Annotated in this window: 27 protein-coding genes; 18 read left to right on the top strand and 9 right to left on the bottom strand. The window is 74.7% G+C overall.

The genetic code is table 11. The features are described from left to right. Positions 1-146: 146 nt before the first annotated feature. The 6 genes from B5Y66_RS11160 (at position 147) to murQ (ending at position 7,306) form a co-directional block, all read left to right on the top strand. Positions 147-1,463 carry a sugar ABC transporter substrate-binding protein gene (locus B5Y66_RS11160; RefSeq protein WP_245807066.1) on the top strand — a complete coding sequence of 439 codons (1,317 nt, stop codon included), beginning with the start codon at positions 147-149 and terminating at the stop codon, positions 1,461-1,463. 3 nt (positions 1,464-1,466) lie between these two features. Beyond that, positions 1,467-2,438, top strand: a complete 972-nt coding sequence (locus B5Y66_RS11165) for a carbohydrate ABC transporter permease (RefSeq protein WP_079574589.1) — start codon at positions 1,467-1,469, stop codon at positions 2,436-2,438. Between the two features lie 113 nt (positions 2,439-2,551). Then, positions 2,552-3,340: a carbohydrate ABC transporter permease gene (locus tag B5Y66_RS11170; RefSeq protein ID WP_245807101.1), complete on the top strand. Its 789-nt coding sequence runs from the start codon at positions 2,552-2,554 to the stop codon at positions 3,338-3,340. Further along, entirely contained in the window at positions 3,337-5,043 is a 1,707-nt protein-coding gene (locus B5Y66_RS11175; RefSeq protein WP_079574591.1) for a glycoside hydrolase family 3 N-terminal domain-containing protein, read from the top strand. Before B5Y66_RS11170 ends, B5Y66_RS11175 begins: the two co-directional genes overlap by 4 nt. Further along, entirely contained in the window at positions 5,040-6,350 is a 1,311-nt protein-coding gene (locus tag B5Y66_RS11180) for an anhydro-N-acetylmuramic acid kinase (protein ID WP_079574993.1), read from the top strand. Before B5Y66_RS11175 ends, B5Y66_RS11180 begins: the two co-directional genes overlap by 4 nt. Next, complete coding sequence (murQ, locus tag B5Y66_RS11185) at positions 6,347-7,306, top strand: N-acetylmuramic acid 6-phosphate etherase (RefSeq protein WP_079574592.1); 960 nt, start codon at positions 6,347-6,349, stop codon at positions 7,304-7,306. The genes B5Y66_RS11180 and murQ overlap by 4 nt, the downstream gene beginning before the upstream one ends. A 95-nt stretch (positions 7,307-7,401) precedes the next feature. On the opposite strand, the gene B5Y66_RS11190 is transcribed toward murQ, so the two are convergent. Beyond that, positions 7,402-8,166 carry a YggS family pyridoxal phosphate-dependent enzyme gene (locus B5Y66_RS11190; protein WP_079574593.1) on the bottom strand — a complete coding sequence of 255 codons (765 nt, stop codon included), beginning with the start codon at positions 8,164-8,166 and terminating at the stop codon, positions 7,402-7,404. A gap of 88 nt (positions 8,167-8,254) precedes the next feature. Between B5Y66_RS11190 and B5Y66_RS11195 the strand changes: the two genes are divergently transcribed. After that, entirely contained in the window at positions 8,255-8,653 is a 399-nt protein-coding gene (locus B5Y66_RS11195) for a YccF domain-containing protein (protein WP_079574594.1), read from the top strand. Positions 8,654-8,676: 23 nt separating this feature from the next. Here the strand turns inward: B5Y66_RS11195 and ybaK are convergent, their stop codons facing one another. Next, the gene (ybaK, locus tag B5Y66_RS11200; protein WP_245807067.1) at positions 8,677-9,177 is read right to left on the bottom strand and encodes a Cys-tRNA(Pro) deacylase; all 501 of its coding nucleotides are present in this window, start codon (positions 9,175-9,177) and stop codon (positions 8,677-8,679) included. A gap of 31 nt (positions 9,178-9,208) precedes the next feature. On the opposite strand from ybaK, the gene B5Y66_RS11205 reads away from it, so the two are divergent. After that, positions 9,209-9,967: a sulfite exporter TauE/SafE family protein gene (locus B5Y66_RS11205; protein WP_079574595.1), complete on the top strand. Its 759-nt coding sequence runs from the start codon at positions 9,209-9,211 to the stop codon at positions 9,965-9,967. A gap of 36 nt (positions 9,968-10,003) precedes the next feature. Here B5Y66_RS11205 and B5Y66_RS11210 read toward each other — a convergent pair whose 3' ends face one another. Genes B5Y66_RS11210 through B5Y66_RS11220 form a run of 3 tightly spaced genes read right to left on the bottom strand, consistent with a single transcriptional unit; the run spans position 10,004 to position 14,628 of the window. Beyond that, entirely contained in the window at positions 10,004-12,787 is a 2,784-nt protein-coding gene (locus B5Y66_RS11210) for a DEAD/DEAH box helicase (RefSeq protein WP_079574596.1), read from the bottom strand. A 48-nt stretch (positions 12,788-12,835) separates the two neighbouring features. Beyond that, positions 12,836-13,606, bottom strand: coding sequence for an aminoglycoside 3'-phosphotransferase (locus B5Y66_RS11215; protein ID WP_079574597.1), 771 nt, complete (start codon positions 13,604-13,606; stop codon positions 12,836-12,838). A 32-nt stretch (positions 13,607-13,638) separates the two neighbouring features. After that, the gene (locus B5Y66_RS11220; protein WP_079574598.1) at positions 13,639-14,628 is read right to left on the bottom strand and encodes an EamA family transporter; all 990 of its coding nucleotides are present in this window, start codon (positions 14,626-14,628) and stop codon (positions 13,639-13,641) included. 39 nt (positions 14,629-14,667) lie between these two features. Here B5Y66_RS11220 and B5Y66_RS11225 point away from each other — a divergent pair, with 39 nt between their 5' ends. Both B5Y66_RS11225 and B5Y66_RS11230 read left to right on the top strand, forming a co-directional pair. Next, positions 14,668-15,201, top strand: coding sequence for a CGNR zinc finger domain-containing protein (locus B5Y66_RS11225; RefSeq protein WP_079574599.1), 534 nt, complete (start codon positions 14,668-14,670; stop codon positions 15,199-15,201). A gap of 117 nt (positions 15,202-15,318) precedes the next feature. Continuing rightward, a complete protein-coding gene (locus tag B5Y66_RS11230) occupies positions 15,319-15,771 on the top strand; it encodes a peptidoglycan-binding domain-containing protein (RefSeq protein ID WP_079574600.1) in 453 nt (150 codons plus the stop codon). 65 nt (positions 15,772-15,836) lie between these two features. Here B5Y66_RS11230 and B5Y66_RS11235 read toward each other — a convergent pair whose 3' ends face one another. After that, a complete protein-coding gene (locus B5Y66_RS11235; RefSeq protein ID WP_079574601.1) occupies positions 15,837-16,781 on the bottom strand; it encodes a 3-methyladenine DNA glycosylase in 945 nt (314 codons plus the stop codon). A gap of 55 nt (positions 16,782-16,836) precedes the next feature. Here B5Y66_RS11235 and B5Y66_RS11240 point away from each other — a divergent pair, with 55 nt between their 5' ends. Together B5Y66_RS11240 and B5Y66_RS11245 are read left to right on the top strand one after the other, a co-directional pair. Continuing rightward, positions 16,837-17,694 (top strand): PhzF family phenazine biosynthesis protein, encoded by an 858-nt coding sequence (locus B5Y66_RS11240; protein ID WP_079574602.1) that lies wholly within the window; start codon positions 16,837-16,839, stop codon positions 17,692-17,694. A 14-nt stretch (positions 17,695-17,708) separates the two neighbouring features. Beyond that, on the top strand, positions 17,709-18,311 hold the full coding sequence (locus tag B5Y66_RS11245; RefSeq protein ID WP_079574603.1) for a GNAT family N-acetyltransferase: 603 nt from the start codon (positions 17,709-17,711) through the stop codon (positions 18,309-18,311). Between the two features lie 34 nt (positions 18,312-18,345). Here B5Y66_RS11245 and B5Y66_RS11250 read toward each other — a convergent pair whose 3' ends face one another. Beyond that, positions 18,346-19,290, bottom strand: coding sequence for a GlxA family transcriptional regulator (locus B5Y66_RS11250; RefSeq protein WP_079574604.1), 945 nt, complete (start codon positions 19,288-19,290; stop codon positions 18,346-18,348). A 70-nt stretch (positions 19,291-19,360) separates the two neighbouring features. Between B5Y66_RS11250 and B5Y66_RS11255 the strand changes: the two genes are divergently transcribed. Next, positions 19,361-20,398 carry a saccharopine dehydrogenase family protein gene (locus B5Y66_RS11255; protein WP_079574605.1) on the top strand — a complete coding sequence of 346 codons (1,038 nt, stop codon included), beginning with the start codon at positions 19,361-19,363 and terminating at the stop codon, positions 20,396-20,398. Here the strand turns inward: B5Y66_RS11255 and B5Y66_RS11260 are convergent. Next, positions 20,358-21,533 (bottom strand): heparan-alpha-glucosaminide N-acetyltransferase domain-containing protein, encoded by a 1,176-nt coding sequence (locus B5Y66_RS11260; protein ID WP_079574606.1) that lies wholly within the window; start codon positions 21,531-21,533, stop codon positions 20,358-20,360. The genes B5Y66_RS11255 and B5Y66_RS11260 overlap by 41 nt on opposite strands. 90 nt (positions 21,534-21,623) lie before the next feature. Here B5Y66_RS11260 and B5Y66_RS11265 point away from each other — a divergent pair, with 90 nt between their 5' ends. From B5Y66_RS11265 to B5Y66_RS11275, 3 genes are read left to right on the top strand one after another with little or no spacing between them, the layout of a single operon-like run. Beyond that, complete coding sequence (locus tag B5Y66_RS11265) at positions 21,624-22,535, top strand: methyltransferase domain-containing protein (protein ID WP_079574607.1); 912 nt, start codon at positions 21,624-21,626, stop codon at positions 22,533-22,535. A 35-nt stretch (positions 22,536-22,570) separates the two neighbouring features. Next, positions 22,571-23,353: a fumarylacetoacetate hydrolase family protein gene (locus B5Y66_RS11270; protein WP_079574608.1), complete on the top strand. Its 783-nt coding sequence runs from the start codon at positions 22,571-22,573 to the stop codon at positions 23,351-23,353. 2 nt (positions 23,354-23,355) lie between these two features. Beyond that, complete coding sequence (locus B5Y66_RS11275; RefSeq protein WP_079574609.1) at positions 23,356-23,940, top strand: NUDIX hydrolase; 585 nt, start codon at positions 23,356-23,358, stop codon at positions 23,938-23,940. Here the strand turns inward: B5Y66_RS11275 and B5Y66_RS11280 are convergent. Beyond that, positions 23,913-24,617, bottom strand: a complete 705-nt coding sequence (locus B5Y66_RS11280) for a flavin reductase family protein (protein ID WP_079574610.1) — start codon at positions 24,615-24,617, stop codon at positions 23,913-23,915. The two genes, B5Y66_RS11275 and B5Y66_RS11280, sit on opposite strands and share 28 nt — an antisense overlap. Positions 24,618-24,721: 104 nt before the next feature. Between B5Y66_RS11280 and gltX the strand changes: the two genes are divergently transcribed. Continuing rightward, entirely contained in the window at positions 24,722-26,149 is a 1,428-nt protein-coding gene (gltX, locus tag B5Y66_RS11285; RefSeq protein WP_245807068.1) for a glutamate--tRNA ligase, read from the top strand. Beyond that, positions 26,142-26,945, top strand: a complete 804-nt coding sequence (locus tag B5Y66_RS11290; protein WP_079574611.1) for an HAD family hydrolase — start codon at positions 26,142-26,144, stop codon at positions 26,943-26,945. The genes gltX and B5Y66_RS11290 overlap by 8 nt, the downstream gene beginning before the upstream one ends. Positions 26,946-26,952 lie beyond the last annotated feature (7 nt).

The raw sequence follows: 26,952 nt of genomic DNA on the forward strand, positions 1-26,952 counted from the left end.
GATCAGCAGGACAGCGAGACGACGACGTCACGCCGGACGACGAGGGCGTCGGCAGGACATGACCGCGAGGACGGCGCACGACCGCGAGAACGGCGGCGCCGCGCACCACGGAGGGCGGCCCAGCGGGCCGCCGGGGGAGGACGACGATGCGTCGAGACATGTGGACCCGGAAGAACGTGGGGGCCGTGGCCACCGCGGCGCTGGTGGCGCTCGGCGTCGCCGCCTGCGGCAGCGGCTCCGACGGCTCGGACGGGGGCGACGGCACGGTCGACGGCGAGGGCAAGACCCTGGACGTCTGGATCATGCAGGGCACCAACCCCAGCGCCGACACCTTCTTCGACGAGGTCTCCACGGCGTTCAAGGAGGAGACGGGCGCCGACCTCAACGTCGAGTTCGTCGAGTGGGCCGACGCGCACGACAGGTTCGTCACCTCGATCGCGGGCAACGCCACGCCCGACGTGGCGGAGACGGGCACCACCTGGACCCCGGAGCTCGCCGACGCCGGCGCGCTCGCGCCGCTGGACGACTTCGTCGCCGAGGCGGGCCTGGGCGACGACCTGGTGGACGGGCTCGTCGAGGCGGGCACGTACGACGAGCAGCTGTACGGCATGCCCTGGTACGCGGGCGTCCGCTCGCTCGTGTACAACACGGAGATCTTCGAGAAGGCCGGCGTCGAGCCGCCCACGACCTGGGCGGAGATCGAGTCGGCGGCCGAGGCCATCAAGGCCGAGTTCCCGGACAAGACCGCGATCGCGGTGCCGGGCGACGCCGAGTTCACGGTGTACCCGTGGGTGTGGGGCGCCGGCGGCGACGTCGCGACGCAGGACGGCGACACGTGGACCTCGGGCCTCGACAGCCCCGAGGCGCAGGAGGGCCTGAGCTTCTGGACCGGCCTGGCGAAGGACGGCTACTCGTCGGCCGGCGCCACGACGTGGCGCGAGACGGACGTGCTCGACGCCTTCGCCCAGGGCGACGTCGGCATGGCGGTCATGGGCTCCTGGACGCCGGGCGCCATCGTCGAGGCGAACAAGGACATGGAGGGCAAGTTCGCGGCCGTGCCGATCCCGGGCAAGGACGGCGGGATGTCGCCGTCGGTCCTGGGCGGCTCGCACCTGAGCATGTTCTCCACGGCCGAGGACCAGGACCTCGCGTTCGCGTTCATCGAGATGATGACGACCGGCGACTTCGCCACGAAGTGGGGCGAGCAGGCCGGGTACTTCCCGGGCCAGAAGTCGCTGCTGGACGAGACGCTGAAGAGCACCGACCCGCTCGTGGCCCCGTTCGCGAAGCAGTTCGTCGAGGGCGGCGCGTCCGTGCCGGTCTCGCCCGAGTTCGGCGCCGTGCAGGCCAAGCTGACGACCAGCACGATGATGCAGTCGATCCTGTCCGGGAGCGAGGACGTCCCGACCGCGAGCACGAAGGCGGCCGAGGAGATGACGTCGCTGCTCAACGGTGGCAGCTGACGGATGACGAGCACCCTCCCCGTCGCGGCCCCCGCCGGGCCCGGGCAGTCGCCCGGGCCCGGCGGGCGTCGCCCGTTCGGTAAGTCCGTCCTCGCGCGGGTGCGGCCGTGGATGCTGCTGACGCCCGCGCTGCTCGTGCTGGCCGTGCTGCTCCTGTGGCCGCTGGTGCGGGTCGCGCTGTTCTCCCTGCAGGACTACGGCCTGAAGGAGATCGTCTCGGGCGAGCGGAACTGGATCGGCTTCGCCAACTTCGTCGAGATCTTCACCTCCGAGCAGCTGTGGGCCGTGGTGCTGCCGAACACGGTGGTGTTCGCGGTGCTGTCCGTGGCGTGCACGGTGGTGTTCGGCACCGCGGTGGCCGTGCTGCTCGCCTCCCTCGGACGCGTCTGGCGCACGATCGTGTCCAGCGCGATCATGGCGGCCTGGGCGATGCCCGCCGTCACCGGCACCTACGTGTGGGTCTGGATCTTCGACGCCGACCGCGGCGTGTTCAACCATGTGCTGCAGGCGCTGGGGCTGCAGGACGCCCCCGTCAACTGGTTCACCGACCGCTGGTCGTTCTACGCCATCGTGCTGCTCAACGTGGTGCACCACGGCTTCCCGTTCGTGGCCATCACCGTGCTCGCCGGCCTGCTCGGCGTGCCGAAGGAGCTGCTGGAGGCGGCGGAGATCGACGGCGCCGGCGCCTGGCGGCGGTTCTTCGCGGTGATCGTGCCCCAGCTGAAGCAGATCTTCGCCGTCGTGATCATCCTGTCGACCATCTGGGACTTCAAGATCTTCGCGCAGGTCTACCTCATGCCCGGCGGCGCCGGCAGCAACCGCGACGTGCTCAACCTCGGCGTGTGGTCGTACACGGAGTCCTTCGGGCAGAACCGGTACGGCTTCGGCTCCGCCATCGCGGTGCTGCTCACCCTGCTGCTGCTCGGCATCACCGTCGTGTACGTGCGCACCATCCTGAAGGAGGAGGAGCTGTGAGCACCGCGACCGGCACCGACCGACGACCCGTCCGGACGTCGACGGCTGGCGGCACGGCGGCCCGCCGACGCGGCTCCCGCCGTCCCTCCGCCGGTGTCCGCGTCGGCAAGGGGGTGGCCGTCGCGCTGCTCCTGCTCTTCACCCTCTTCCCCGCGTACTGGATGCTCGTCAGCGCGCTCGACGGCAACGCGGGGCGCGGTTCGTCCTTCGTGCCCGCCGAGCCGACGCTCGAGCACTTCGAGTTCGTGCTCACCGACGGCGGGTTCGACGTCTTCCTGCGCAACTCCCTGCTCGTGGCCCTCACGACCGTGCTCATCTCGTCGCTGCTCGCGCTGCTGGCGTCCGTGGCGGTCGCGCGGTTCCGCTTCAAGCTCCGCACGCAGGTGCTCATGCTGGTGCTCGTCGTGCAGATGGTGCCGCTCGAGGCGCTCGTGATTCCGCTGTTCGTGCAGGTGCGCAACCTGGAGCTGCTCGGCACCCTGACCGGTCTGATCGTGGTGTACGTGGCGCTCGCGCTGCCGTTCGGCATCTGGATGCTGCGCGGCTTCGTGGCCGCCGTGCCCGTGGAGCTCGAGGAGGCCGCGTACCTCGACGGCGCCACCTGGGGCCGGATGTTCCGGTCGATCCTGCTGCCGCTGGTCGCGCCGGGCCTGGTGGCCACGAGCATCTTCGGCTTCATCACCGCCTGGAACGAGTTCGTCTTCGCGATGACCCTGCTCGGGGGCGAGACCCAGAACTACACGGTGGCCATCGGCCTGCGGTCGTTCTTCGGGCAGCACTCCAACGACTGGGGCGCGATCATGGCGGCGTCGACCGTCATCACGGTGCCGGTGATGGTCTTCTTCATCCTCGTGCAGCGGCGCCTCGCCTCCGGCCTGACCTCCGGGGCGGTGAAGGGATGACCGCCACCGACCCGGTCACCGGCAACGGCATCGACACGGACGCCGACGCCGACGCCGTCCGGCGGGCGGTGCTCGGGGTGCTGCTGCCCGGCTTCACGGGCACCACGCCTCCCGGCTGGCTCCTCGACGCCGCGCGGTCCGGGCTGGGCGGGGTGGTCCTCTTCGCGCACAACACGCCGGACCTGGCGACGACGGCCGCCCTCACGGCGCACCTGCACGCCGCCGCGCCGGCCCTCCTCGTCGCGACCGACGAGGAGGGCGGGGACGTCTCCCGGCTCGAGGCCGCGGCAGGTTCGTCGCTGCCCGGCGCGGCCGCGCTCGGGGCGGTGGACGACGAGCGCCTCACCGGTGCCGCCGGCGAGGCGCTGGGGCGGCTGCTCGCCGCCGCCGGCGTGGACCTCGACCTGGCGCCGGTGCTCGACGTCGACTCGCCGGGCAACCCGGTGATCGGCGTCCGCGCCTTCGGCCCCGACCCCGACGCCGTCGCCCGGCACGGCGTCGCGTTCGCCCGCGGTCTGCAGCGCGGCGGCGTCGGCACGTGCGCCAAGCACTTCCCGGGGCACGGGTCCACCACGGTCGACTCGCACCTCGCGCTGCCCGTCGTCGACGCCGACCTCGAGGCCCTGCGCGGGCGCGACCTCGTGCCGTTCGCGGCCGCTTTCGCCGGGGACGCCCGGTCCGGCGACGCCCGGTCCGGCGACGCCCGGTCCGGCGAGACCGGGTCGGACGGCGGGCCCGCGGCCGACGCACTGATGACGGCGCACGTCGTCGTGCCCGCCCTCGGCCCCGCGCCGGCATCCCTCGAGCCGGCGGTCGAGACGCTCGCCCGGCAGCTCGGCCACGCCGGCCCGATCGTCACCGACGCGCTCGACATGCGGGCCGTCTCCGACGGCGCGGACGTCGGCGAGGCCGCGGTGCGCGCCGTCGAGGGCGGCGCGGACCTGTTGTGCCTGGGCACGACCACGGGCCGCGACGACGAGTCGCTGTTCCGGTCCGCCGTCGACGCCCTCGTGGCCGCCGTCGGCACCGGGCGGGTGGACCTGGACCGGCTCGCCGCGTCCCGGCGGCGTACGGACGCCCTGGTCCGCCGGCTGCACGACCGGCGCTCGGCCGTGGGCGCGACCACGGGTGCCGTCCCGGCCGAGCATGCGCGGGAGGCGCTCGCGGCCGTGGGCGCCGAGGTCGCCCGCCGGGCGGTGCGCGTCGTCGGCCCAGCCCCCGTGCTCGCGGGTGCGCCCGACGTCGTCGACCTGCGGCTGCGGCTCGACCACGCCGCCGGGCGCACCGCGCAGCACGTGCAGCGTGCCGTCGCCGACCGCTGGGCGGGGGCCGTGCTGCATCCCGGGCGAGAGCACCCCGTGCTCGACGATGCGGCCTTCGCCGCGCTGCTGCGCGGGCTCGCGGGCGGGGCCGACGGGGCCGTGCGCCCGCTCGTCGTCGTGACGCGCGAGCCGGCCCCCGGCGGCGCGGAGCACGCCCGGCTGGCCGAGCTGCAGTCGGCGCGGCCGGACCTGGTCGTCGTGCACACGGGCGTCCCGGACGCGGGGGAGCGCTGGCTCGCCGCGCTCCCGGGCGGCCTGCCGACCACGGTGCTCGCCTGCGGCACGGGCCGGGCGAACGCGGAGGCGGCCGTCGCGCTCCTCGCCGGTCACGTCGGCACCGGTCGTGTCGGCACGGGTCACGACACGGAGGTGTGGCGATGATCGTCATCGGCATCTCGTCCGGCACCAGCGTCGACGCGATCGACGCGGCCGCCGCCGACCTTGACCTGCGCCCGGACGGCACCCTGTACCTGCGCCCGCTGGGCCACGCCGAGTACGCCTGGCCCGACCACCTGCGCCGCCGGATCCTCGCCGCCCTGCCGCCCGCCGCGGTGGACCTGGGCGAGGTGTGCCAGCTCGACACGCTCGTCGGGCAGGAGTTCGGCGCGGCCGCCCGCAGCGCCGTCGACGACCTCGCGGGCGGCGACGCGGACCTCGTCGCGTCGCACGGGCAGACCCTGCACCACTGGGTGGTGGCCGGCCGCGCGCGCGGCACGCTGCAGCTCGGAAACCCGGCCTGGATCGCGGAACGGTCGCGGCGCCCGGTGGTGAACGACTTCCGGGTCGCCGACGTCGCCGCCGGCGGCCAGGGCGCGCCGCTCGTGAGCGTGCTGGACGCGCTGTGGCTCGGGCACGACGGCCCGGCCGGCGCGGCGAGCACCGCGGCGCTCAACGTGGGCGGCATCGCGAACGTGACGATCGTCGGCTCGCGCGACGAGCCCGTGCTGGGCTGGGACACCGGCCCCGGCAACTGCCTGCTGGACGCCGCCGTGCAGCGCCTCACCGGTGAGCCGTTCGACCGCGACGGGGAGCTCGCCGCCCAGGGCGTCGTCGACCGCGAGGCCCTGGACGCGCTGCTCGACGACCCGTACTACGCCCTGCCCGTGCCGCGCTCCACCGGCCGAGAGCTCTACGACGGCGAGTACGTCGGGGAGCGCCTCGCCGCCGCGGGGGTGCGGGCCGACCGCCTGAGCACCCCGGACCTGGTCGCCACGCTCGTCGAGCTCACCGCGGCCACGGTGGCGCGGTCGATCGCCGACCACGCGCCCCCCGGCGGCGTCGAGCGGGTGGTGATCTCCGGCGGCGGTGCCCGCAACCCCGTGCTGCGCGACCGGTTGCGCGCGCTGCTCCCGGCCACGACCGCCCTCGTCACCGCCGACGAGCTGGGGCTGCCCGCGGACGGCAAGGAGGCGTACCTCTTCGCGCTGCTCGGCTTCCTCGGCGTGCACGGGGTCCCTGGCACCGCGGCGGGCCCGCACCGACGGCAGGCCACCGGGGCCCGACGCCCCGTGGTGCTGGGGTCCCTCACCCCGCCCACGCCTCTGCCCCTGGCCGCCGTCCGCGGCCCCGTGCGGCGCCTCGTGCTGACCACGGCGCCGAGCCCGCGCACGGCACCACGCGACCTGGCGGCCCCGAGCCACCTGACGACTCCGAACCACCTGACGACTCCGAGAGGAAGCATCCGATGAGCGGAGCGACCGTCCCCGACCCCGGCGGAAGCACGGACGACGTGCTCGCCGTCGCGCGCCTCGTCTCGCCGACGGAGGAGCGCAACCCCCGCACCACCGACATCGACCTGCTCCCGGCGGCCGAGGTGGTGCGCCTGATCCTCGACGAGGACGCCGGCGTCGCAAGCGTCGTGCGCGCCGAGCGCTTCCGCGTGACCCAGGCGGTGGAGCTCGCCGTCGAGGCGATCCGCGCGGGCGGGCGGGTGCACTACGCCGGTGCGGGCACGTCGGGCCGGCTGGGTGTGCTGGACGCGGTCGAGCTGCTGCCCACCTACGGCGTCGGGTCCGAGTGGTTCGACGCGCACCTCGCCGGCGGGCCCGACGCGATGACCCTCTCCGTCGAGGGGGCCGAGGACGACGCCGAGGCCGGGCGTCGCGACCTCGACGACGTGGGCCCGCACGACCTCGTCGTCGGGCTGGCGGCGAGCGGTCGCACGCCGTACGTCGCGGGTGCGCTGGACGTGGCCCGCGAGCGCGGGGCGCGCACCGCGCTGGTCAGCGCCAACCCGGCCGCGCCGCTCGCCGACCGGGTGGACGTCGCGATCCTGCTCGACACCGGCCCCGAGGCGGTCACCGGCTCGACCCGCATGAAGGCCGCCAGCGCGCAGAAGATCGTGCTCAACACGCTCTCGACGGCCACCATGATCCGGCTCGGCAAGACGTACTCGAACCTCATGGTCGACGTCCGCGCCACCAACGCGAAGCTGCGCGCCCGCCTCGTGCGGCTGCTCGGCCAGGCGACGGGGCTCGCGCCGGAGGTGTGCGCGCCCGTCCTCGCCGACGCGGGCGGGGAGGTGCAGGTCGCGCTGGTCATGCTGCTCGCCGGGGTCGACGCCGCGCCCGCCCGCGCCGCGCTGGACGGCCCCGACGGCGTCCGCGGAGCCCTCGCCCGGCTGGGCGCCGCCCCGCCGAGGTAGTCCGAATCTCCGCGAGGTAGTCCGACCCGCGCCGAGGTAGTTCGGACTATTCGAACAATCTGGTCAGGACTCGCACTACCTCGCGAAGGTTTGAACTACCTCGCGGGGGTGGGGCGCGCCCCGAAGACGGCGGTGCCGACGCGGACGACAGTGGCCCCCTCGGCGACGGCGAGCTCGAGGTCGCCGGTCATGCCCATGGAGAGCTCGCGGGCGTCGCGGGTCCCGGGCGCGCCGCTCGCGAGGACGGCGTCGCGCACGGCGCGCAGCCGGGCGAAGCCGGCACGCACGAGCGCCTCGTCGTCGGAGCGCGCGCCGATCGTCATGAACCCCGCCAGGCGCAGGCCGGGCAGGGCGGCGACGTCGACGGCGAGCGCGCCGGCCTCGTCCGGCGCGACGCCGGACTTGCTCGCCTCGCCCGAGACGTTGACCTGCACCAGGACGTCGAGCGCGCGACCGTCGCGCTGGCAGCGGGTGGACAGGGCGGTCGCCAGGGCGAGGGAGTCCACGGAGTCGACCGCGGTGGCGGCAGCGAGCACCTGGTTGACCTTGTTCTTCTGCAGGTGGCCGATGAGGTGCGCCTCGACCTTCCCGGCACCGACGAGGTCCGCCAGGGCGGGCGCCTTCGCGACGAGCTCCTGGACCCGGTTCTCGCCCACCAGCACCGGCCGGACGTCGCCCGCCGCGGCGGCGAGGTCGACGGCGGCCCGCACGCCGGCGAGCACGGTCTCGGCGTCCTGGGTCTTGGTGGCCAGCAGGACGCGGACCTCCCGCGGGTCGCGCCCCGCCGCGCGGGCGGCGTCGGCGACGCGGTCGTGGACGGCGGCCAGGCGTGCGGGGATCCCGGGACACTCGGTGGGCATGGCGTCAGTCTACGAACCGCCCGGCCAGGGTCGGTTTCAGGGTTGTCCCGGGTGGTGCCGCGCGGGTCGGTGAGGCGAGGATGGACGGGTGAAAGCCCTGCTCAACATCATCTGGCTCGTCTTCGGCGGCTTCTGGCTCGCGCTCGGCTACGCCGCGGCGGGCATCCTGTGCTGCATCACGATCGTCGCCATCCCGTGGGGCATCGCCTCGTTCCGGATCGCGGGCTACGCGCTGTGGCCGTTCGGGCGCACCGTCGTGGACAAGGCGGAGGCCGGCGGCTGGTCCGTGCTCGGCAACATCATCTGGATCGTGTTCGCCGGCATCGGGCTCACCATCGGGCACATCACCACGGCGATCGCCCAGGCGATCACGATCATCGGTATCCCGCTGGCGATCGCCAACGTCAAGATGATCCCGATCTCGCTGCTGCCGCTCGGCAAGGACATCGTGCCCAGCGACGCCCGGTACCCGACGTACCAGCACTGACCGGCCCCGCCGGCCGGGCGCCGTCAGGCGCGCGCGATGGGCGCCGCCCGGCCGCCGGTGAGGCGGAGCAGGTCGTCGGGGGCGAGCGAGACGTCGAGCCCGCGACGCCCGCCCGACACGTAGACGACGTCGAACCGTGCGGCGGACTCGTCGAGCACCGTCGCGTGCCGCTGCTTCTGCCCGATCGGGGAGATCCCGCCGACGACGTAGCCGGTGGCGCGCTGCGCCGCGGCCGGGTCGGCCATCGCCGCCCGCTTGCCGCCGACGGCGCGGGCCAGCGCCTTGAGGTCGAGGCTGCCGTCCACGGGAACGATGCCGACCACGAGCGACCCGTCGACGTCGGCCAGGAGCGTCTTGAAGACCTGCGCCGGGTCGGCGCCCAGCGCCTCGGCGGCCTCCATGCCGTAGCTCAGCTCCGACGCCGGGTCGTGGCCGTACGTGTGCAGCCCGTAGGCGACCCCGGCCCGGTCGAGCGCGACCACCGCGGGCGTCCCGTGCGAGGCGTGCGTCCTCTTCTTCGACACGGGGCCGATTCTGCCTGAGTAGGGTGGTGCGGTGCTCCTCCTCCTCGTTCTCGCGATCCTGGTGGGAGGGGCTCTCCAGCGCGTCACGGGGATGGGCTTCGGACTCGTCGCCGGCCCGTTCATCGTGCTCGTCGCGGGCCCGCTGGAAGGCGTGCTGTTCGTCAACCTCGCCGGCGCGATCGCGTCCGCGCTCATCCTGGGCCGCGTCGTGCGGGACGTGGACTGGCGGCGGTACGCCTGGCTGGCCGCCACCTCGGTGGCGGTGATGATTCCCGCCGCCCTGCTGTTGCGCGACGCGAGCACGGCGGCGCTGGAGATCACGGTCGGCGCCCTCGTCGTCGCCGCGATGACGCTCGCGGTCGTCACCGCCCGGCTGCGGCGCGGCGGCCGCCACCCCGTGCGAGCGGAGGCGCGCACGCCGCTGCTCGTCACCGGGATCGCGAGCGGCGTCGGGAGCGTGGCCGCGGGCATCGGCGGCCCGCCGGTGGCGGTCTACTCCGTGCTCAGCGGGTGGGACCCGAAGGCGTTCGCCGCGACCGCGCAGCCCTTCTTCGCCACCAACGCGCTCGCCGCGCTGATCACCAAGCTGACCCTCACGGACGCGTCGTTCCCGCCGTTCGCCGTCTGGCAGTGGGCCGTCGTCCTGGGTGCCGTCGTCGTCGGCCTCGTCCTCGGCGACCTGCTGGCCCCGCGCGTGCCCGCGGCCGCCGTCCGGCGCGGGCTCATCGTGCTCGCCTACATCGGCGGCACCGCGACCCTCGCCCAGGGGATCGCCCATCTCGGTGGTTGAGCCCGCCGGGTCTCGGCAGGCTCAGCCACCGACACGTCAGATCCGGCCCACGTCCACGACGGTGAGCGCGACGGCCCCGGCCTCGTCGCTGGCGGCGAGGTCGACGACGGCCGTGATCGCCCAGTCGTGGTCGCCGTCCGCGTCGTCGAGCACCTGACGCACCCACCACGTGCCCGCGGGCACCTCGGCGACCTCGACGCCGTCACGAGTGGTCGTCGTGGCACCACCGGGCAGCTCGGCGCCGGGCTCGAGGATCGACAGCAGGCCGGCCGCGCGGGCGGCGGGGCCGATGCCGACCGCGTCGTCGCCCTGCGCCTCGAACAGGGGATCGAGCGCGGCGGCCCAGGCGTCGCCGTCCCAGCCGTGCGCGCCGTCCAGCGCACCGAGCGCGTCGTAGCTCTCGCGGGCGGCGAGCTCGACGCGGCGGAACGTCGCGTTGCGCACGAGCCGGCGGAAGGCCCGCGGGTTGCCCGTGACCGGGCGGGCGGGCGCCTCCGCCCCGGCCTCCGCGAGCTCGCCCTCGACGATCGTGTCTGCATCGTCGTCGACCGGGTTCTGCAGCCGCTCCCACTCGTCCAGCAGGGAGGAGTCGACGCCGCGCACCAACTCGCCGAGCCACTCGACGACCTCCTGCACCTCCTCGGTGCGGTGGTCCTCGGGCACCACCTGGCGCAGCGCGCGGTAGGCGTCGGCGAGGTAGCGCAGCACCACGCCCTCGGTGCGCTCCAGCCCGTACACGCTCACCAGCTCGGCGAACGTCATGGCCTGCTCGAGCATGTCGCGCACCACGGACTTGGGCGCGAGCTCGGCGTCGGCCACCCAGGGGTTCGACCGCTTGTAGGTGACGAACGCGGGCTCGAGGAGGTCGGCGAGCGGCCGCGGCCACGTGACGTCCTCGAGCGCCTCCATGCGCTCCTCGTACTCCATGCCCTCGGCCTTCATCGCCGCGACCGCCTCGCCCTTGGCCTTGCTCTGCTGGGCGTACAGGATCTGGCGGGGGTCGTCGAGGGTGGCCTCGATGACGGAGACGACGTCGAGGGCGTGCGTGGGGCTCACGATCTCCCGGGGCCCCCGCGAGTCCCCGGAGCGAAGCGAGGAGTCTCGCGGGGCCGGGGCGTCGAGCAGGTCCATCGCGGCGAGGGCGAACGGCGACAGCGGGGCGTTGAGCGCGAAGTCCCGCGGCAGGTCGACGACGAGCCGCACGCTGGGACGGTACCCGGACGGTCGCGAGGGGTCGGGCACCCGCACCTTCTCCACGACCCCCGCGACGCGCAGCGAGCGGTAGATGCGGAACGTCTGGCGCACGTGCTTGGCCTGCTGCGCCTCGGTGTCGTGGTTGGCGGTGAGCAGATGCCGCATGGCCTCGACGGGCTCGACCGACGAGGCCCGCGCGAGCACGTTCAGCACCATCGCGTGGTTGACGTGGAACTGGCTGGTCAGGGGCTCCGGGTCGGCGTCCCGCAGCCGCTCGAAGGTGGAGTCGGTCCAGTTCACGGTGCCGGCGGGGGCCTTCTTGCGCACCACCTTCTTGAGCTTCTTCGGGTCGTCGCCCGCCTTGGCGAGCAGCTTGCGGTTCTCGATGACGTGCTCGGGCGCCATGACGATCACCTCGCCCACGGTGTCGAACCCGGCGCGTCCGGCGCGTCCGGAGATCTGGTGGAACTCGCGGGCCGTGAGATGGCGCATGCGCTCGCCGTCGTACTTCACCAACGACGTCATGAGGACGGTGCGGATGGGCACGTTGATCCCGACGCCGAGGGTGTCGGTGCCGCAGACCACCTTGAGCAGGCCGCGCTGGGTGAGTCGCTCCACGAGCCGGCGGTACTTGGGCAGCATGCCGGCGTGGTGCACGCCGATGCCTGCGCGCAGGAACTTGCTCAGCGTCTTGCCGAAGCCCGTGCCGAACCGGAACGCGCCGATCTCGGCGGCGATGGCGGCCTTCTCGTCCTTGGAGGCGAGGCTCGTCGACAGCAGCGCCTGGGCGCGCTCGACGGCGTCCTTCTGCGTGAAGTGCACGACGTACACGGGGGCCCGGTGCGTGGTGACCAGCTCGGCGATGACGTCCGTGAGGGGTTCGACGACGTAGGAGAACGTCAGCGGCACCGGGCGCTCGGCGCCCGCGACCTCCGCCACGGGCCGGCCCGTGCGCTCCTCGAGCTCCTCGCGCAGGCGGGTCGTGTCGCCGAGGGTGGCGGACATCAAGAGGAACTGCGTGCGCGGCATCTCCAGCAGCGGCACCTGCCACGCCCAGCCGCGCTGCCGGTCGCCGTAGAAGTGGAACTCGTCCATGACGACCTGGGCGATCGCGTCGTCCTCGTCGCCGCCCTCGTCGGCCCCGCGCCGCAGGGCGAGGTTGGCGAGGATCTCCGCGGTGCAGCAGATGATGGGGGCGTCGGCGTTGACGGCGGAGTCGCCGGTCATCATGCCGACGTTGCGCGACCCGAACGCGGCGACGAGGTCGAAGAACTTCTCGCTCACGAGCGCCTTGAGCGGGGCGGTGTAGAACGTGCGGCCGCCGCGGCCCGACCGGCGGTTCGCGAGCGCCGCGAACTGCGCGCCCATCGCCACCATCGACTTGCCCGACCCGGTGGGCGTCGCCAGCACCACGTGCGAGCCCGTCATGAGCTCGAGCAGCGCCTCCTCCTGGTGCGGGTACAGCGGCCGGCCCGTGCCGGCGGCCCACTCGCCGAACCCCTCGAAGAGGACGTCAGGGTCCGGCGCGCCGCCGGTCGGGGCGGGCAGGTACGGCAGCAGCGTGCCGGACGGGCGGGGGGCGGGGGCGGTCTCGGGGGCGGCACCGAAGGAGGTGGGGGAAGTCATGGTCCGGCCATTGTCCCAGGCCGCGCCCCGCGGGACCGGACCCGGCGGTCAGCCGAGGTCCCACAGGTGGCGGTAGAAGGCGATGCGCGCTTCGTCGGGCGCGATGCCGTAGGCGTCGAAGAAGGCGGGCTCGTAGCCGTCGCCGTAGTTCCACTCCAGGCTGTAGCTCGCCACCGCGAGGTCGGCCCACCGGTCCGCGACGCCCAGGGCGTCGAGGTCGACGTGCGCGGTCCAGCGGCCGCCGTCGTCGAGCAGCGTGTTGGGGGCGCAGGGGTCGCCGTGGCACACGACGAGCCGGTCGACCTCGGGCACGTCGCCGACCCGGCCGCGGGCGTCGGGGGAGAGGCGGGCGACGCGGTCGGCGACGCTCCACGAGAAGGGACAGTCGCCCACCGGGAGCGTGTCGTGCAGGGCGCGCAGCCCCGCACCGATCGCCCGCACCGCCGTCTCGGGGCGGGCGAGCCACCGCGGGTCGACGGCGGAGCGCCCGGCGATGCCCTCCGTGAGCAGCCAGGCGCCGTCGGCGTCCTCGCCGCGGTCGAGCACCCGCGGCACGGGCGTGTAGCCACGGGCCCAGGCGAGGCGCTCCGCCTCCGCGTCGAGATCGAGCTCCGGCGTGCCCGCCGGCACCCACTTGACGTACCGGTCGCCGTCGGCGAGCCCGACCGCGGTCGCGGGACCGGGGGGCACCAGGCGGAACGTGAGGCCCCCGAGCTCGTTGCGCCACACCGGCGTGACGTGGTCGTCGCCCGCGAGCAGCGACACGCGGTCGGGCACGACGGCGGGGTCGGACGGGGCGGCGGCGAGGGCGCGGGACATGCCCCGATCGTCGCATCTGTCGCCCTGGCGCCCTACGGCTTTCCGGCCGGTTCGACGGTCGGCTCGATCGTCGGAGGTGTGCGCCGGGTCGCGGCCTCGCCCTGCTGCACGACGACGACGCCCGCGAGCACGAGCAGCCCACCCACCAGCTGGACGGGGCGGGGGAGCTCGCCCAGGAACACCCAGGCGAAGAACACGGCGCTGACCACCTCGAGCAGGCCGACGAACGACGCGGGGCGCGCCCCCAGCCGCCGCCCGGCCGCGACGCCGGTGACGTACGCGATGCCGGCGGTCACGACGCCCAGTGCCGCGAGCACCGCCCACGCGGGCACCACGGCGCCCGCGAGCGTGACGGGCGCTGCCGAGCCCGTCACGGGCATGACCCCGACCGCGGCGAGCAGACCGAGCAGGGCGGCGCCGACGACGAGCCCGCCCGCCGCGAGGCTCAGGGGCGGCAGCCCGGTGTCCGTGCGGGCGTTGAGGAGGAAGTACGCGGAGACGCCGACCATCGCGCCGAGTGCCCAGGCCACCCCGACGGGGTCGAGGCGGGCGCCGGCGAGGTCGAGCACGAGGACGAGCCCCGCCGCGGCGAGCGCGATCCCGCCGACCGTCGTGCGGCCGGGCCGCTGCCCGTGCCGCAGCCACAGCCAGGCGACGACGGCTGCCGGCGAGGAGTACTCGATGAGCAGCGCCGGTCCCACCTGCATGTGCTGCACGGCGGCGAAGTAGCAGAACTGCGTGGCGGCCACGCCGAGCGCGCCGTACGCGAGCAGGAGCCGCAGATTGCGGCGCACAGGGGACCAGTCGCCGCGCAGGGCGACGACGCCGAACGGCAGCACGACGACGGCTCCGATCGCGACCCGCACCAGGACGACGGCGCCGGGGCTCCACCCGGTGGCGAAGAGCCCGGCGGCCAGCGGGCCGGACAGGCTGAACGTCACCGCGGAGACGACCGCGAGCGCGAGGCCCGCCCCGAGCCCGGTGCGCGGCGTCGCGCTGGTGTCAGGCGTCATCTCTGCCATGGCTCATGACGCTACGGGCGCCTCGAGTAATGTGTCAACATGCCGTTCGCTCATGACACCGCGGCCGAGCTCCGGGCGGCCGTCGCCCTCGTGAACACCGCCGAGCCGCCGGAGACCCTCGGCACGGTCGCCGCCCTCGACGACTTCTTCCGTGAGCACGGGTACACCGGCCGCCACGACGGCACGGCCGGGGAGCTCGCCCAGGTGCGCGCGTTGCGGCCGCGACTGCGGGCGCTGCTGCTCGCCGGACGGGACGAGGCGGCCGGCCTCGTCAACGAGCTGCTCGCCGGCGTGCCGGTCCGCCCGCGGCTCGTGCGGCACCCGGGCGAGGACTGGCACGTGCACGCGACTTCCGACGACGCGCCGCTGGCCACGCGGGTCGTCGTCGAGACCGCGATGGCGATGATCGACGTCATCCGCGACGACGAGCACTCCCGCCTGGCCGTGTGCGCCGACACCGGCTGTCAGGGGCTCGTGCTGGACCTGTCGCGCAACCGCTCGCGCCGGTACTGCTCCACCGCCTGCACCAACCGCAACGCGCAGGCCGCGCTGCGGGCCCGCCGGTCCGGCTGAGCGCCGCCGTGGCGGCCGACGTATCTGGCCACGCGGGCGACCCTCCCTCCCCCGCGAGGGCGCCAGGCTCACCCGGGGCGACGACCCGCCCGGCCCGGCCCCACGAAGGAGGCGGCGATGTCCGTCACGACGAGCAAGGCCCTCGACCCCTGGCCGGTCGTCCGGCCCGGCGACCGGTTCCACCCCGTCGGCACGCTGCAGCACCTGCTCAACGAGCACGGCCACGACCTCGAGGCCGACGCGTCGTTCGGCCCGCTCACCGAGGCCGCCGTGCGCGCCTCGCAGCGCGACTTCGGCCTGGAGGCCGACGGCGTCGTCGGCCCCAGGACCTGGGGTGCGATCGTCGTCACCGTCCGCAACGGCAGCCGCGGCCATGCCGTGCGCGGTGCCCAGTCCGAGCTCGATACCCGGATCGGTTTCGACCTCGTGGTCGACGGCGTCTTCGGGGCGAGGACCGAGGCCGCGGCCCGGGAGCTCCAGAAGGCCCTGTCCGCGTTCGGCGTCCTGGTGGACGGCGTCGTCGGCCCCGTGACCTGGCGCGCGATGGTCAGCGGGATGGTCTCGCACTGACTCGTCGGGCGGAGGCCCGCCGAGCGTCGTACCTCGTCGTCGAAGGACCGCGAGAAGGCGACGGACTACATCGCTCGGCGCGCGAGCAGCGTGTCGCAGACGGTGACGAGCCGCGCGCGCAGCTCCTGGCCTCGCGCGGCGAAGGCCCGCTGACGCCGCACGTACTCCGCCTTGCCCTCCGGCGTCTCGATCGGCACGGCGTCGATGCCGTACGACGAGACGTCGTACGGCGCGGCCGCCATGTCCGTGTACCGGATGTCGCGGGCGAGCTCGAACGCGTCGAGCAGCAGGTCGCCCGGCGCGGCAGGGCCGAGCTTGAGCGCCCACTTGTACAGGTCCATCCCGGCGTGCAAGCAGCCCGGCTGCTCCATGGCGGGCTGGCGCTCGCGCGTGGGGCGCAGCTGGTTGCGGTCGACGGCCTCCGGCGTGAAGAAGCGGTAGGCGTCGAAGTGCGAGCAGCCGACGCGGTGCGCCTCGACGACGGCGTCCGTGCCGTCGTGGCCGAGGCGCAGCGGCAGGGGGTGGCGGTGGTCGCGGCCCGCCGCCCGGTCGCGGTACACCATCGCCCACTCGTGCAGGCCGAAGCAGCCGAACGTCCCCGGGCGCCCCGCGGTGGCGGACACGAGCGCGCGGACGTAGCGGACGCTGTCGGCGCGGTCGGCGAGGAAGGCGGCGACGTCGAGCGTCGCGCCCGCGCTCCCGCCCGGCAGGTCGACCTCGCGGTACCAGCGCCACCCGGCGTGCTCGGCGGCGTCCGCGAGCGCCACGCCCGGGCCAGGGTGCCACCGGCGCAGGTGGCTCACGCGCGTCGGGTAGTAGGTGAACAGGAAGTCCTCGATCGCGTGCTTCTCGCCGCGGTCGCGGGCGTCGCGCCAGACGGCGGTCAGCGCGTCGGCCCGCGCGGCGTGCGCGGCTGCGCGAGGCTCCCAGGCTGGTCGCCGGAGGAGCTCGGGCGCGACGGCACCGGCGGCCGGGGCGGCCGCCGGCTGGTCATAGGTCGCCGCACGCACCCCACCAGGGTACGAGCGCGACGGGCCCGCCCTGGCCGGGGATAGCGTGTGACCCGTGCCGCACACCCACGCCTTCCGTCAGGTCGACGTCTTCGCCACCGGCCCGCTCACGGGCAACCCCGTCGCCGTCGTGCACGACGCCGACGACCTCGACGACGCGCAGATGGCCGCCTTCGCCCGGTGGACCAACCTGTCCGAGACCACCTTCCTGCTACGCCCCACCGACCCCGGGGCCGACTACCGCCTGCGGATCTGGACGCCCGGTGGCGAGCTGCCGTTCGCCGGCCACCCGACCCTCGGCACGGCGCACGCCTGGCTCGAGGCCGGGGGGACGCCGCGATCTGCGGAGCGCGTGGTGCAGGAGTGTGGGGTCGGTCTCGTGACCGTCCGGCGCGGCACCGGCGACGACGGGACGGCCCGGCTCGCGTTCGCCGCGCCGCCGCTGCGTCGTTCCGGGCCGGTCGGGCCCGAGGACCTGGCACGGATCGCGCGGGGCCTGCGCGTGCGCGTCGCCGACATCGCCGACGCCGCCTGGGTGGACAACGGCCCGGGCTGGGTCGCGGCGCGGCTGGACGACGCCGCCGCGGTGCTCGCCGTCGAGCCGGACCTCCCCGCGTTCGGGGACCTCAAGATCGGCGTCGTCGGCCCCTACGCGCCGGGCGAGTCCGACGCCGCCGTCGAGGTGCGGGCGTTCGTCCCGGACATCGGCGTCGCCGAGGACCCGGTGACCGGCAGCCTCAACGCGGGGCTGGGGCAGTGGTTGGCTGGCGGCTTCCTGCCCGCGTCGTACGTCGCCTCGCAGGGCACCGCCCTCGGCAGGCGCGGCCGCGTGCACGTAAGCCTGGACGCCGACGGCGAGGTGTGGGTCGCGGGAGCCGCGGTCACGACGGTCGCGGGAACCGTGACGCTCTGACGGAGGGTGATCTGATGGGGTCGAAGGTCGTGCTGCGCGACGGCAGCCCGGAGGCGGCCGCCGCGCTCGCCGCCGGCGCGCGGGTCGTCGCCCGGTCGTGGGGCGCCGGGCTCAGCGTCGAGGTGGTCGACGCGCGAGTGTGGGAGCGGGCCCGGGAGGCGGTCGCCGGCCTGGCCGTGCTGCGCGAGCTCACGCCGGACGACCGTGACTCGATCCTCCGGCTCGACCGGGACACGGTGGCCGACTACCCCGGGGACGTGGCCACCACGCACCGGCCGCTGACGGCCGGCGCCCCGACCCCGGCACCGGGCCGGCGGGCGTTCGGCGCCGTCGTCGGTCAGGAGCTGGTCGCGATGACGTTCGTCGACGTCGACGGCGACCGCGCGGAGACGCATTTCACCGTCGTGGCCCGGGCCTGGCGCGGCCGCGGCCTCGCGTCGGCCGTCAAGGCCCTGTCACTCGGCGCCCTCGCCGGCGCGGGCGTCCACCGGTTCCGCACCGGCGGATCCTTCGAGAACCGGGCCATCATCGCCGTCAACGAGGCCCTCGGGTACGTCCGCGACGAGGAGTGGCTCACGCTGGTCCACGACGCGGGCGACCGGGCCGGGCCCACCTGACGACGCCGCACCGCGGCCACGGTGCGACCGGTCGTCAGCGCAGGCGGAAGGCGGCCCGGTAGGCCGCCGGCGACACCCCGACGGTCCGCTGGAAGTGACGTCGCAGCGTGGCCGCGGTGCCCAGGCCGGAGCTGGCCGCGACCCGTTCGACGGTGGCGTCCGTGCGCTCGAGGAGCTCCTGCGCCCGGGAGACCCGCTGGTGGTGCAGCCAGTCGAGCGGTCCGCTGCCGACCTCGGCATGCATCCGGCGGGCGAGCTGTCGGGGGCTGAGGCCGGCGTGCCCGGCGAGGTCCCGCACCGTCAGCGGGCTGTCGAGGCGGGCGCGGGCCCACTCCAGCGTCGGGGCGAGCCCGGAGGCGGCCCGTGGCTCGGCCGGCGCCGCGACGAACTGCGCCTGCCCGCCGCTGCGGTGCGACGGCACGACCAGCCGGCGTGCGACGCCGTTCGCGGCGGTGGCGCCGAGGTCGCGGCGCACCAGGTGCAGGCAGAGGTCGAGTGCTGCCGACTTGCCCGCGGAGGTGAGCACGTCGCCGTCGTCGACGTACAGGACGTCCGCCCGCACCTCGACCTGCGGGTAGCGGCGTGCGAGGTCGTCCGCGTGCATCCAGTGCGTGGCCGCGGCTCGGCCGTCCAGCAGGCCCGCGGCCGCCAGGACGAAGGCGCCGGTGCACAGTGCGGCCACCGAGACGCCCCGGCGGTGCGCGGCACGCAGCGCGTCGACGAGCTCGGGCGCGGGGTCGGCGTCGGGGGCGTCGGTCGACGGGACGACCACGCGGTCGACCTGGCACAGCTCGGAGTACGGGGCTGTCTTCGCGTCGGGGAGCCAGGGGTGCGGGGCGCCGTCGGGGGTGCAGACGACGAAGTCGTACCACCTGCCGCCGGGCGAGAGCTCGGCACGGTCGACCCCGAGGATCTCCGCGGCGATCGCCACCTCGTACAGCATCGCGGAGTCGTGCATGGCGAGAGCGAGGCGGGGCATGTCCGAAACTGTACGCATGATGTCATTCCAGACGCTCGACGAAGGGTGGGCGCGCGGCCAGGATCGACGCATGCAGACACCTGAGGCAGTGATGGTCTACGGCGCAGGCGGGCACACGGGGGGCTTCGTCGTCGACGAGCTGGTCCGGCGTGGCCTGGCACCCGTGCTCGCCGGCCGCAGCGCCGAGCGGCTCGCGGAGATCGGGGCGCGGCACCCGGGTCTCGAGCGCCGGGTCGTGGGGGTGGACGGGCCCGCGGCGTTGCGGGTCGCCCTCGACGGCGTCGCGGTGGTGGTGAACTGCGCGGGCCCCTTCCTCGACACCGCGCTGCCGCTGGCGGGCGCGGCGGTGGCGGCCGGGGCGCACTACCTCGACGTCTCGGCCGAGCAGCCGGCCGTGCAGCAGCTCTACGAGCGGCTCGACGCGCCCGCCCGCGCCGCCGGCGTCGCCGTCGTGCCCGCCATGGCGTTCTACGGAGGGCTCGCCGACCTGCTCGTCACCGCGGCCCTCGAGGGCGAGCGTGACGCCGACTCGGTCGAGGTCGCCGTCGGGCTGGACCACTGGTGGCCCACGGCCGGCACCCGCGTCACGGGGGAGCGGAACACCGCGACGCGGCTGGTGGTCCGCGGCGGCCGCCTCGTGCCGCTCGCCGTCCCCGCACCGACGGGCCTGTGGTCGTTCCCGGCACCGCTGGGCGCGCAGCCCGTGGTGCAGCTCCCGTTCTCGGAGGTCGTCACCGTCACGCGGCACCTCGCCGTCGGGGAGCTCACCTCGTATCTGAGCGCGGCGCCGCTCGAGGAGCTGCGCGACGAGCGGACGCCGCCGCCCCCGACCGGCGGGGGACGGTCGGCGCAGCGGTTCGTCGTCGACGTGGCCGTGCGGCGCGGCGACTCCGTGCGCCGGTCGGCCGCGGAGGGCCAGGACATCTACGCCGTGTCCGCCCCGATCCTCGCGGAGGGGATCGTGCGGCTCCTGGACGGGAGCCACCGGGGCACGGGCGCCCTCGCCCCGGCCGAGGCCTTCGACGCGGCGGACGTCCTCGCGGCGCTGGAGGCGCACCCCGCCGGGCTCACGACCGACCGGTCGGCGGCCCCGCAGCGCGCTCGCTGACCGTGCCGACGAGGCGTTCGACCGGCCCCCGGCCCAGCAGGAACCGCCACGCGGTCGCGGCGGCGAGCGTGACCAGCACCATCACGACCAGCGGGCCGTTGGTGGTGGACCCCAGCAGGTCCCCGTGCCAGATCGCCACGATCTGCAGCGCGTACACGGTCAGCGCCATCGACCCGACCGCGGCCAGCGGGGCCAGCACCCACCGCCCCACCCGGCCGACGTACAGGCACAGGCCCACGACCGCCGCCGCGAAGCCGCCCGACGCGAGCACCTCGATCGTCGTGTCGTCGTGCGGGCCGTCGAGGAACAGGCCCGCGACGCCGGGCCACGGGTCGTCCCAGGCGAACGGCGCCCCGTCCACCGACTGCCACGCCATGACCTGCCCGAGGACCGCCTCCTCCCCGCCGGCTGCGCCGACCACCGTCCCCGACAGCAGGGAGAAGCCGCACCACGCGGCGAGGCCGCCCAGGAGCAGCCCCTGGCGGAGCCGGGGCGAGCGCAGGTCGCAGCGGCCGATCGCCATCCCCGCCAGGACGTACGCCATCCAGACGATCGCCGGGTAGTGGCCGGTGAGCACGAAGTCGGTGACGGCACCGGAGCCGTCACGCGGCAGGCGCAGCCCGCCCCGCGCGAGCGCCTCCGGGCCCCAGTACGCGAGCAGCGGCCCGACGAGCGCGACCACCGCCGCGAGCGCCAGGAGCCGCGGGGGGCGCCAGCGCAGGAAGGGCAGCGCGAGCACGAAGTAGCAGGCGTAGAAGCCGAGGATCAGCGCCACCCGCGTGCCGAGCAGGTCGAGCAGCGCGACGAGCACGAGCAGCAGCGCCGCCCGCACGAGCAGGCGCAGTCGTGCGCGCCGTAGCGGGTCGCCGTCCAGGAGGCGCGGCCCGCCGGAGACGATCGCGACCGAGATCCCGGCCACCAGCGCGAACAGGATCGAGGAGTGCCCGTGGGACAGTTCGAGCAGCCACCAGGCGGGCCCGGCGTCGGGGGTCGTGACGCCGACGTGCGCGGTGAACATGCCGAGGACGGCGATGCCCCGGGCCACGTCGACGCCCGGGACCCGCCCCGGGCCGCCCCCGAGACGGTGCAGACCCGCGCGGAGGCGGGAGGTCAACGCGCCGGTGGCCGCGGTCATGGCGTGATGATGCCACCGCAGGTGGCGCGCGTCGTCCCGGTGCGTGAGAACGGCACGGCTTGCCGGGCGCGCGGTCACTACGGTAGGAGCATGAGTGACCTCAGCGCGGAGCCCGCACCCCAGGGCGACCCCGAACCCGCCGGTGCCGACCTCAACGACGCGATCGAGGCACCCAGCACCCACCACACGGTGCCCAGCAAGGAGTCCGAGTCGTACACGCACGGCCACCACGAGTCGGTGCTGCGCTCCCACCGCAGCCGCACGGCCCAGAACTCGGCGGGCTTCCTCCTGCCGCACCTGCGCGACGACATGAGCCTGCTCGACGTCGGCTGCGGTCCCGGCACGGTGACGGCGGACCTCGGGCGGATCCTCGCCGGCGGCGAGGCCGTCGGCGTGGACGCGAGCCCCAAGGTGCTCGAGGCGGCGCGCGAGCACGCCGCGGCCCTCGGCTACGGCAACGTCCGTTTCGAGCAGGCCAACGCCTACGAGCTGCCGTTCGACGACGACTCCTTCGACGTCGTGTACGCGCACCAGCTGCTGCAGCACCTGTCCGACCCGGTCGCCGCCCTGCGGGAGATGAAGCGGGTCGCCAAGCCGGGCGGCATGGTCGCGGTGCGCGACGCCGACTACGCGGGCATGGCCTGGTACCCGGAGACCCCGGGCCTCACGGAGTGGAACGAGCTGTACCACGAGGTCACGCACGCGTACGGCTTCGAGCCGGACGCCGGCCGGCGCCTCATGTCGTGGGTGCAGGAGGCCGGGATGGACGGCATCGTCCCCTCCGCGTCGTCGTGGTGCTACGCCACCCCGACCGACCGGCAGTGGTGGGGCGAGCTGTGGGCGGAGCGCTGCGTGGAGTCCAACTTCGCGGTCCAGGCCAAGGAGTCCGGGCTGGCCGACGACGTCGCGCTCGAGCAGATCGCGCAGGACTGGCAGGCATGGGCGCAGGCGCCCGACGGCTGGTTCGCCATCCTGCACGGCGAGGTCCTGGCCCGCGCCTGACGGTGCCGACCGGGAGGCCCGCGTAACCTGAGCCCGTGCGCATCGCGAGATTCACCACCGGAGACGACCCCCGCTTCGCCCTCGTCCAGTCCGAGGGCGACCGCACCTACCTCGCCGTGCTGGGCGGCGACCCGCTCTACATGCCGGCCATGCCGACGGGGGAGCGGATCGAGCTGGGCGACGGCGTCCGGCTGCTCGCCCCGGTGATCCCGCGCTCCAAGGTGGTGGCGGTCGGCAAGAACTACGCCGACCACGCCAAGGAGATGGGCGGCGAGGTGCCGGCCACGCCGCTGCTGTTCTTCAAGCCGAACACCGCCGTCGTCGGGCCGGACGACCCGGTGGTGCTGCCGGAGTTCACGCGCGAGGTCAGCTACGAGGCCGAGCTCGCCGTCGTCATCTCCAAGGTCACCAAGGACGTGGAGCCGGAGAACGTGCGGTCGCACATCCTGGGCTACACGGTCGCCAACGACGTCACCGCCCGCGACGCGCAGCGCACCGACGGCCAGTGGGCGCGCGCCAAGGGTTTCGACACGTCCTGCCCGCTGGGCCCCTGGATCGTCACCGACCTGAACCCTGAGGACGTCGCCGTGCGCTCGCGCGTGAACGGCGAGCTCAAGCAGGACGGTCGGACGGCGGACATGGTCTTCGACGTGCCGTTCCTCGTGTCGTACATCAGCAAGGCGATGACCCTGCTCCCGGGTGACGTGATCCTCACCGGCACGCCCGCCGGCGTGGGTCGCATCGACCACGGCGACCGCGTGGAGTGCGAGGTCGAGGGGATCGGCGTCCTCGCCAACCCCGTCTTCCGTCGCGACTGAGCGTGACCTCCTCCGCCCCGGTCGCCGCGCTCGTCGCGGACGCCCGCGACGTGCTGCTGGGCTTCCCCGCGGCGTCCGACGGCCAGCATGCCCTGCGCGACCGGTACGTGGCCCATCTCGACGCCCGTCCCGACGGCGTGCTGCGGACCTGCCGACCGGACCACCTCACCGCCTCCACGGTGGTGCTCTCCGCGGACGCGTCGCGCGTGCTGCTGACCCTGCACGCCAAGGCGGGCCGGTGGTTCCAGCTCGGCGGGCACGCCGAGCCGGGTGACGGCACGCTGCTCGCCGCCGCGCGTCGCGAGGTCGTCGAGGAGTCAGGCCTGGACGTCGCCCTCGATCCCGTGCCGGTGCACCTGGACGAGCACGCCGTCCCGTTCTGCGGGTCCGACGGCGTGGCGCACCACCTGGACGTGCGCTTCGTCGCCGTCGCGCCCGACGGCGCCCGGCACGCGGTGAGCGACGAGTCGCTCGACGTGCGGTGGTGGCCGGTGGACGACCTGCCGAACCCGGACCTCGCTCCGATGGTCGCGCTCGCCGTGGCCCGGGTGCGTGCCGGTCAGGAGGCCGTCCGCGGCTCGCGGTAGCGGTCCTCGTCGATGCCGGCCAGGCGCGACGGGTGCACCTCGACGCCGAGGCCGTAGAACCGCTGGAAGCTCAGGATCAACGGCCGCCACAGGTCGGGGTCGATCCGGTCGGCGTGGCCCGTGAGCCGGATCGCGGGGTCGACCCACACCCGGGTCACGTGCGCCTCCACGGTGAGCTGGCGCGCGGACTCAGGGTCGTCCCCAGGACGGGTGCCGAGGGGCCTGATCGCCCGGACCACCGCCTCCAGGTGCACCAGGCACTCGGCCACGCGCCGCGGCCGCACGGTCGCCGAGTCGAGCGGCGTCAGCCCCGCGGCGGCGAACTTGTCCGCCACGTGCACGTAGCGGGCACGGGTCTTCCACGGCGAGACGTCGGGCCGCCCTGTCGTGAGGGCCAGGCGGTCGACGTGCGCCACGTTGGCGGGCGAGGCGAGGTTCAGGACGAGCTCGGGGTTCCGCCGCAGGTTCGACGCCGTCTGGCTGCGCGCGCCGATGCCCAGCACGGCGCTGCGCCCCAGCCAGAAGACGGACGACATAGGCATGAGGTTCGTCGTCCCGTCCGCGTTGGTCGAGCTGAGCAGCACGACGGGCGTGCCGAAGTACAGGATCGCGGGGTCGACGGCGACGTGACCGGTGGTCTGCGGGGTCGGGATGCCGGCGGTGTCCGTGCTGGTCATGAGCTCGACCCTAGGGCGGCCGCCCGGCGGCGTCCGGCGGGAATCGGACGGGGCGTCCGGAGGCGGGGGCAGTGCCCCGTCCGCGGCGAACTACGCTGGACCCCGTGATCCCCGCTGCAGGCTCCTCCGACGTCCGTGTCCGCTTCGCCCCGTCCCCGACGGGCATGTTCCACGTGGGCGGCGCCCGCTCGGCGCTGTTCAACTGGGCGGTCGCCAAGCAGCAGGGCGGCACGTTCGTGCTGCGCGTCGAGGACACCGACGCGGCGCGCAACAAGCCGGAGTGGGTGGACGGCATCCTGAACGCCCTCGCGGCGCTCGGCATGCACGCCGAGGACCCGACGTTCGAGGGCCCGTACTTCCAGTCGCAGAACGTCGTCAAGCACCGCGAGGCGTCCGCCCGCCTGTACGGGGCCGGCCGCGCGTACTACTGCGACTGCACCCGCGAGGACGTCGCCGCCCGCACCGGCAACGCGCACTCCGGCTACGACGGCCACTGCCGCGACCGCGGCCTGACCTACGAGCCGGGCCGGGCGCTGCGCTTCCGCACCCCGGACGAGGGGGAGACCCAGGTCGTCGACCTCATCCGCGGCAACCCGACCTTCCCGAACTCCGCGATGGAGGACTTCGTCGTCGCGCGCGGGGACGGGTCGCCCGTCTTCCTCCTGGCGAACGTCGTGGACGACATGGACGAGGGCATCACGCACGTCATCCGCGGCGAGGAGCACCTGCCGAACACGCCCAAGCAGCAGCTGCTGTGGGAGGCCCTCGGCGCGCAGCCGCCCAGGTGGGCACACCTGCCGGTCATCGTGAACGAGAAGCGCCAGAAGCTGTCCAAGCGCCGCGACAAGGTCGCGCTCGAGGACTACCTGGCCGAGGGCTACCTGCCCGAGGCGATGGTCAACTACCTCATGCTGCTCGGCTGGGCGCCGGGCAACGACGAGGAGATCCTCCCGTTCGACGAGCTCGTCGAGCGCTTCCGCATCGAGGACGTCAACAGCGCCTCGGCATTCTTCGACGTCAAGAAGCTCACGGCGTTCAACGGCGAGTACATCCGCGCGATGGACGTGGGCTCGTTCGTCTCCGCCGTCGACCCGTGGTTGCACGCCCCGAAGGCACCGTGGACCGAGGAGCAGTACGACGCCGCCGCGTTCGGACGGGTCGCGCCGCTCGCGCAGTCGCGCGTCGCGCTCCTGGCCGACATCACCGACAACGTCGACTTCCTCTTCCTCGACGAGCCCGTCCGTGACGAGCGCTCCTGGGCCAAGGCCATGAAGGACGGCGCCGCGGAGCTGCTCAAGGACGCCCGCGCGGCGCTCGCGGACCTCGGGACCTGGGAGGCAGAGCCGCTCAAGGAGCTCGTCACCGCCGTGGGGGAGCGGCACGGCCTCAAGCTCGGCAAGGCGCAGGCGCCCGTGCGAGTCGCCGTCACCGGCCGCACGATCGGCCTGCCGCTGTTCGAGTCGCTGGAGGTGCTCGGCCGCGAGCGCACCCTCGCGCGGGTCGACGCCGCCCTGGCGCGCCTCGATGGCTGAGACGGTCGAGCGCACCCCGGCGGTCGAGCACGTCGAGGCGCCGGTCCCGGGCTCGGTCACGGGCGAGGTCGACGGGGTCCTGCTCGACGTCGACGACACGCTCGTCGACACCAAGGGCGCATTCGCCAAGGCGCTCACCGCGGTCGCCGTCGAGCACCTGCCGCACGTGCCGGCGGACCGGTATCCCGAGCTGCTGGCGCACTGGCGCTCCGACCCGGGCGGCTACTACCGGCGGTACACGCGCGGCGAGACGGACGCCCTCACGCAGCGGCGGCTGCGGGCCGACCTGCTGCACCGGACGTTCGGCGGTGAGCCCGTCACGGAGGACTCGTTCGCCGACTGGGACGCACTGTTCTGGGGCACGTTCGAGCGGTCCTGGGCGGCCTTCGACGACTCCGCGGCCGCGCTCGACGCACTGCGGTCCGCCGGCGTCGCGGTGGGCGTCGTGACGAACGCCGCCACCGAGCTGCAGGAGCGCAAGCTGCGCGCGGCCGGGCTCGCGGACGTCCCCGTGCTGGTCGGCGTGGACACGCTCGGCTACGGCAAGCCGCACCCCGACGTCTTCGTCGAGGGCGCCCGCCGGCTGGGCACCGCCGTCTCGCGCACGGCCTACGTGGGCGACGAGCCCACCACCGACGCCCGGGCCGCGCACGACGCCGGTCTCACCGGCGTCTGGCTCGACCGTCCCGGGGCGCGCCGCGACGACGAGCACCACGTGGACGCGGACGCCCTGCGTGCCGACGGGATCGTCGTGCTGCCCGGCCTCGCCGGGCTGGCGGTCGCACTCGGCCTCTGACGCGTCG

The sequence above is a fragment of the Krasilnikoviella flava genome (assembly GCF_900167525.1).
Taxonomy (GTDB): domain Bacteria; phylum Actinomycetota; class Actinomycetes; order Actinomycetales; family Cellulomonadaceae; genus Isoptericola; species Isoptericola flavus.

Excerpts from the sequence above, each read along its gene's own strand:
- B5Y66_RS11160 (WP_245807066.1), top strand. The coding sequence starts at position 147 with ATGCGTCGAGACATGTGGACCCGGAAGAACGTGGGGGCCGTGGCCACC.
- B5Y66_RS11165 (WP_079574589.1), top strand. The coding sequence starts at position 1,467 with ATGACGAGCACCCTCCCCGTCGCGGCCCCCGCCGGGCCCGGGCAGTCG.
- B5Y66_RS11175 (WP_079574591.1), top strand. The coding sequence starts at position 3,337 with ATGACCGCCACCGACCCGGTCACCGGCAACGGCATCGACACGGACGCC.
- B5Y66_RS11180 (WP_079574993.1), top strand. The coding sequence starts at position 5,040 with ATGATCGTCATCGGCATCTCGTCCGGCACCAGCGTCGACGCGATCGAC.
- murQ (WP_079574592.1), top strand. The coding sequence starts at position 6,347 with ATGAGCGGAGCGACCGTCCCCGACCCCGGCGGAAGCACGGACGACGTG.
- B5Y66_RS11190 (WP_079574593.1), bottom strand. The coding sequence starts at position 8,166 with ATGCCCACCGAGTGTCCCGGGATCCCCGCACGCCTGGCCGCCGTCCAC.
- B5Y66_RS11210 (WP_079574596.1), bottom strand. The coding sequence starts at position 12,787 with ATGACTTCCCCCACCTCCTTCGGTGCCGCCCCCGAGACCGCCCCCGCC.
- B5Y66_RS11215 (WP_079574597.1), bottom strand. The coding sequence starts at position 13,606 with ATGTCCCGCGCCCTCGCCGCCGCCCCGTCCGACCCCGCCGTCGTGCCC.
- B5Y66_RS11220 (WP_079574598.1), bottom strand. The coding sequence starts at position 14,628 with ATGGCAGAGATGACGCCTGACACCAGCGCGACGCCGCGCACCGGGCTC.
- B5Y66_RS11225 (WP_079574599.1), top strand. The coding sequence starts at position 14,668 with ATGCCGTTCGCTCATGACACCGCGGCCGAGCTCCGGGCGGCCGTCGCC.
- B5Y66_RS11230 (WP_079574600.1), top strand. The coding sequence starts at position 15,319 with ATGTCCGTCACGACGAGCAAGGCCCTCGACCCCTGGCCGGTCGTCCGG.
- B5Y66_RS11245 (WP_079574603.1), top strand. The coding sequence starts at position 17,709 with ATGGGGTCGAAGGTCGTGCTGCGCGACGGCAGCCCGGAGGCGGCCGCC.
- B5Y66_RS11250 (WP_079574604.1), bottom strand. The coding sequence starts at position 19,290 with ATGCCCCGCCTCGCTCTCGCCATGCACGACTCCGCGATGCTGTACGAG.
- B5Y66_RS11255 (WP_079574605.1), top strand. The coding sequence starts at position 19,361 with ATGCAGACACCTGAGGCAGTGATGGTCTACGGCGCAGGCGGGCACACG.
- B5Y66_RS11260 (WP_079574606.1), bottom strand. The coding sequence starts at position 21,533 with ATGACCGCGGCCACCGGCGCGTTGACCTCCCGCCTCCGCGCGGGTCTG.
- B5Y66_RS11265 (WP_079574607.1), top strand. The coding sequence starts at position 21,624 with ATGAGTGACCTCAGCGCGGAGCCCGCACCCCAGGGCGACCCCGAACCC.
- B5Y66_RS11280 (WP_079574610.1), bottom strand. The coding sequence starts at position 24,617 with ATGACCAGCACGGACACCGCCGGCATCCCGACCCCGCAGACCACCGGT.
- B5Y66_RS11290 (WP_079574611.1), top strand. The coding sequence starts at position 26,142 with ATGGCTGAGACGGTCGAGCGCACCCCGGCGGTCGAGCACGTCGAGGCG.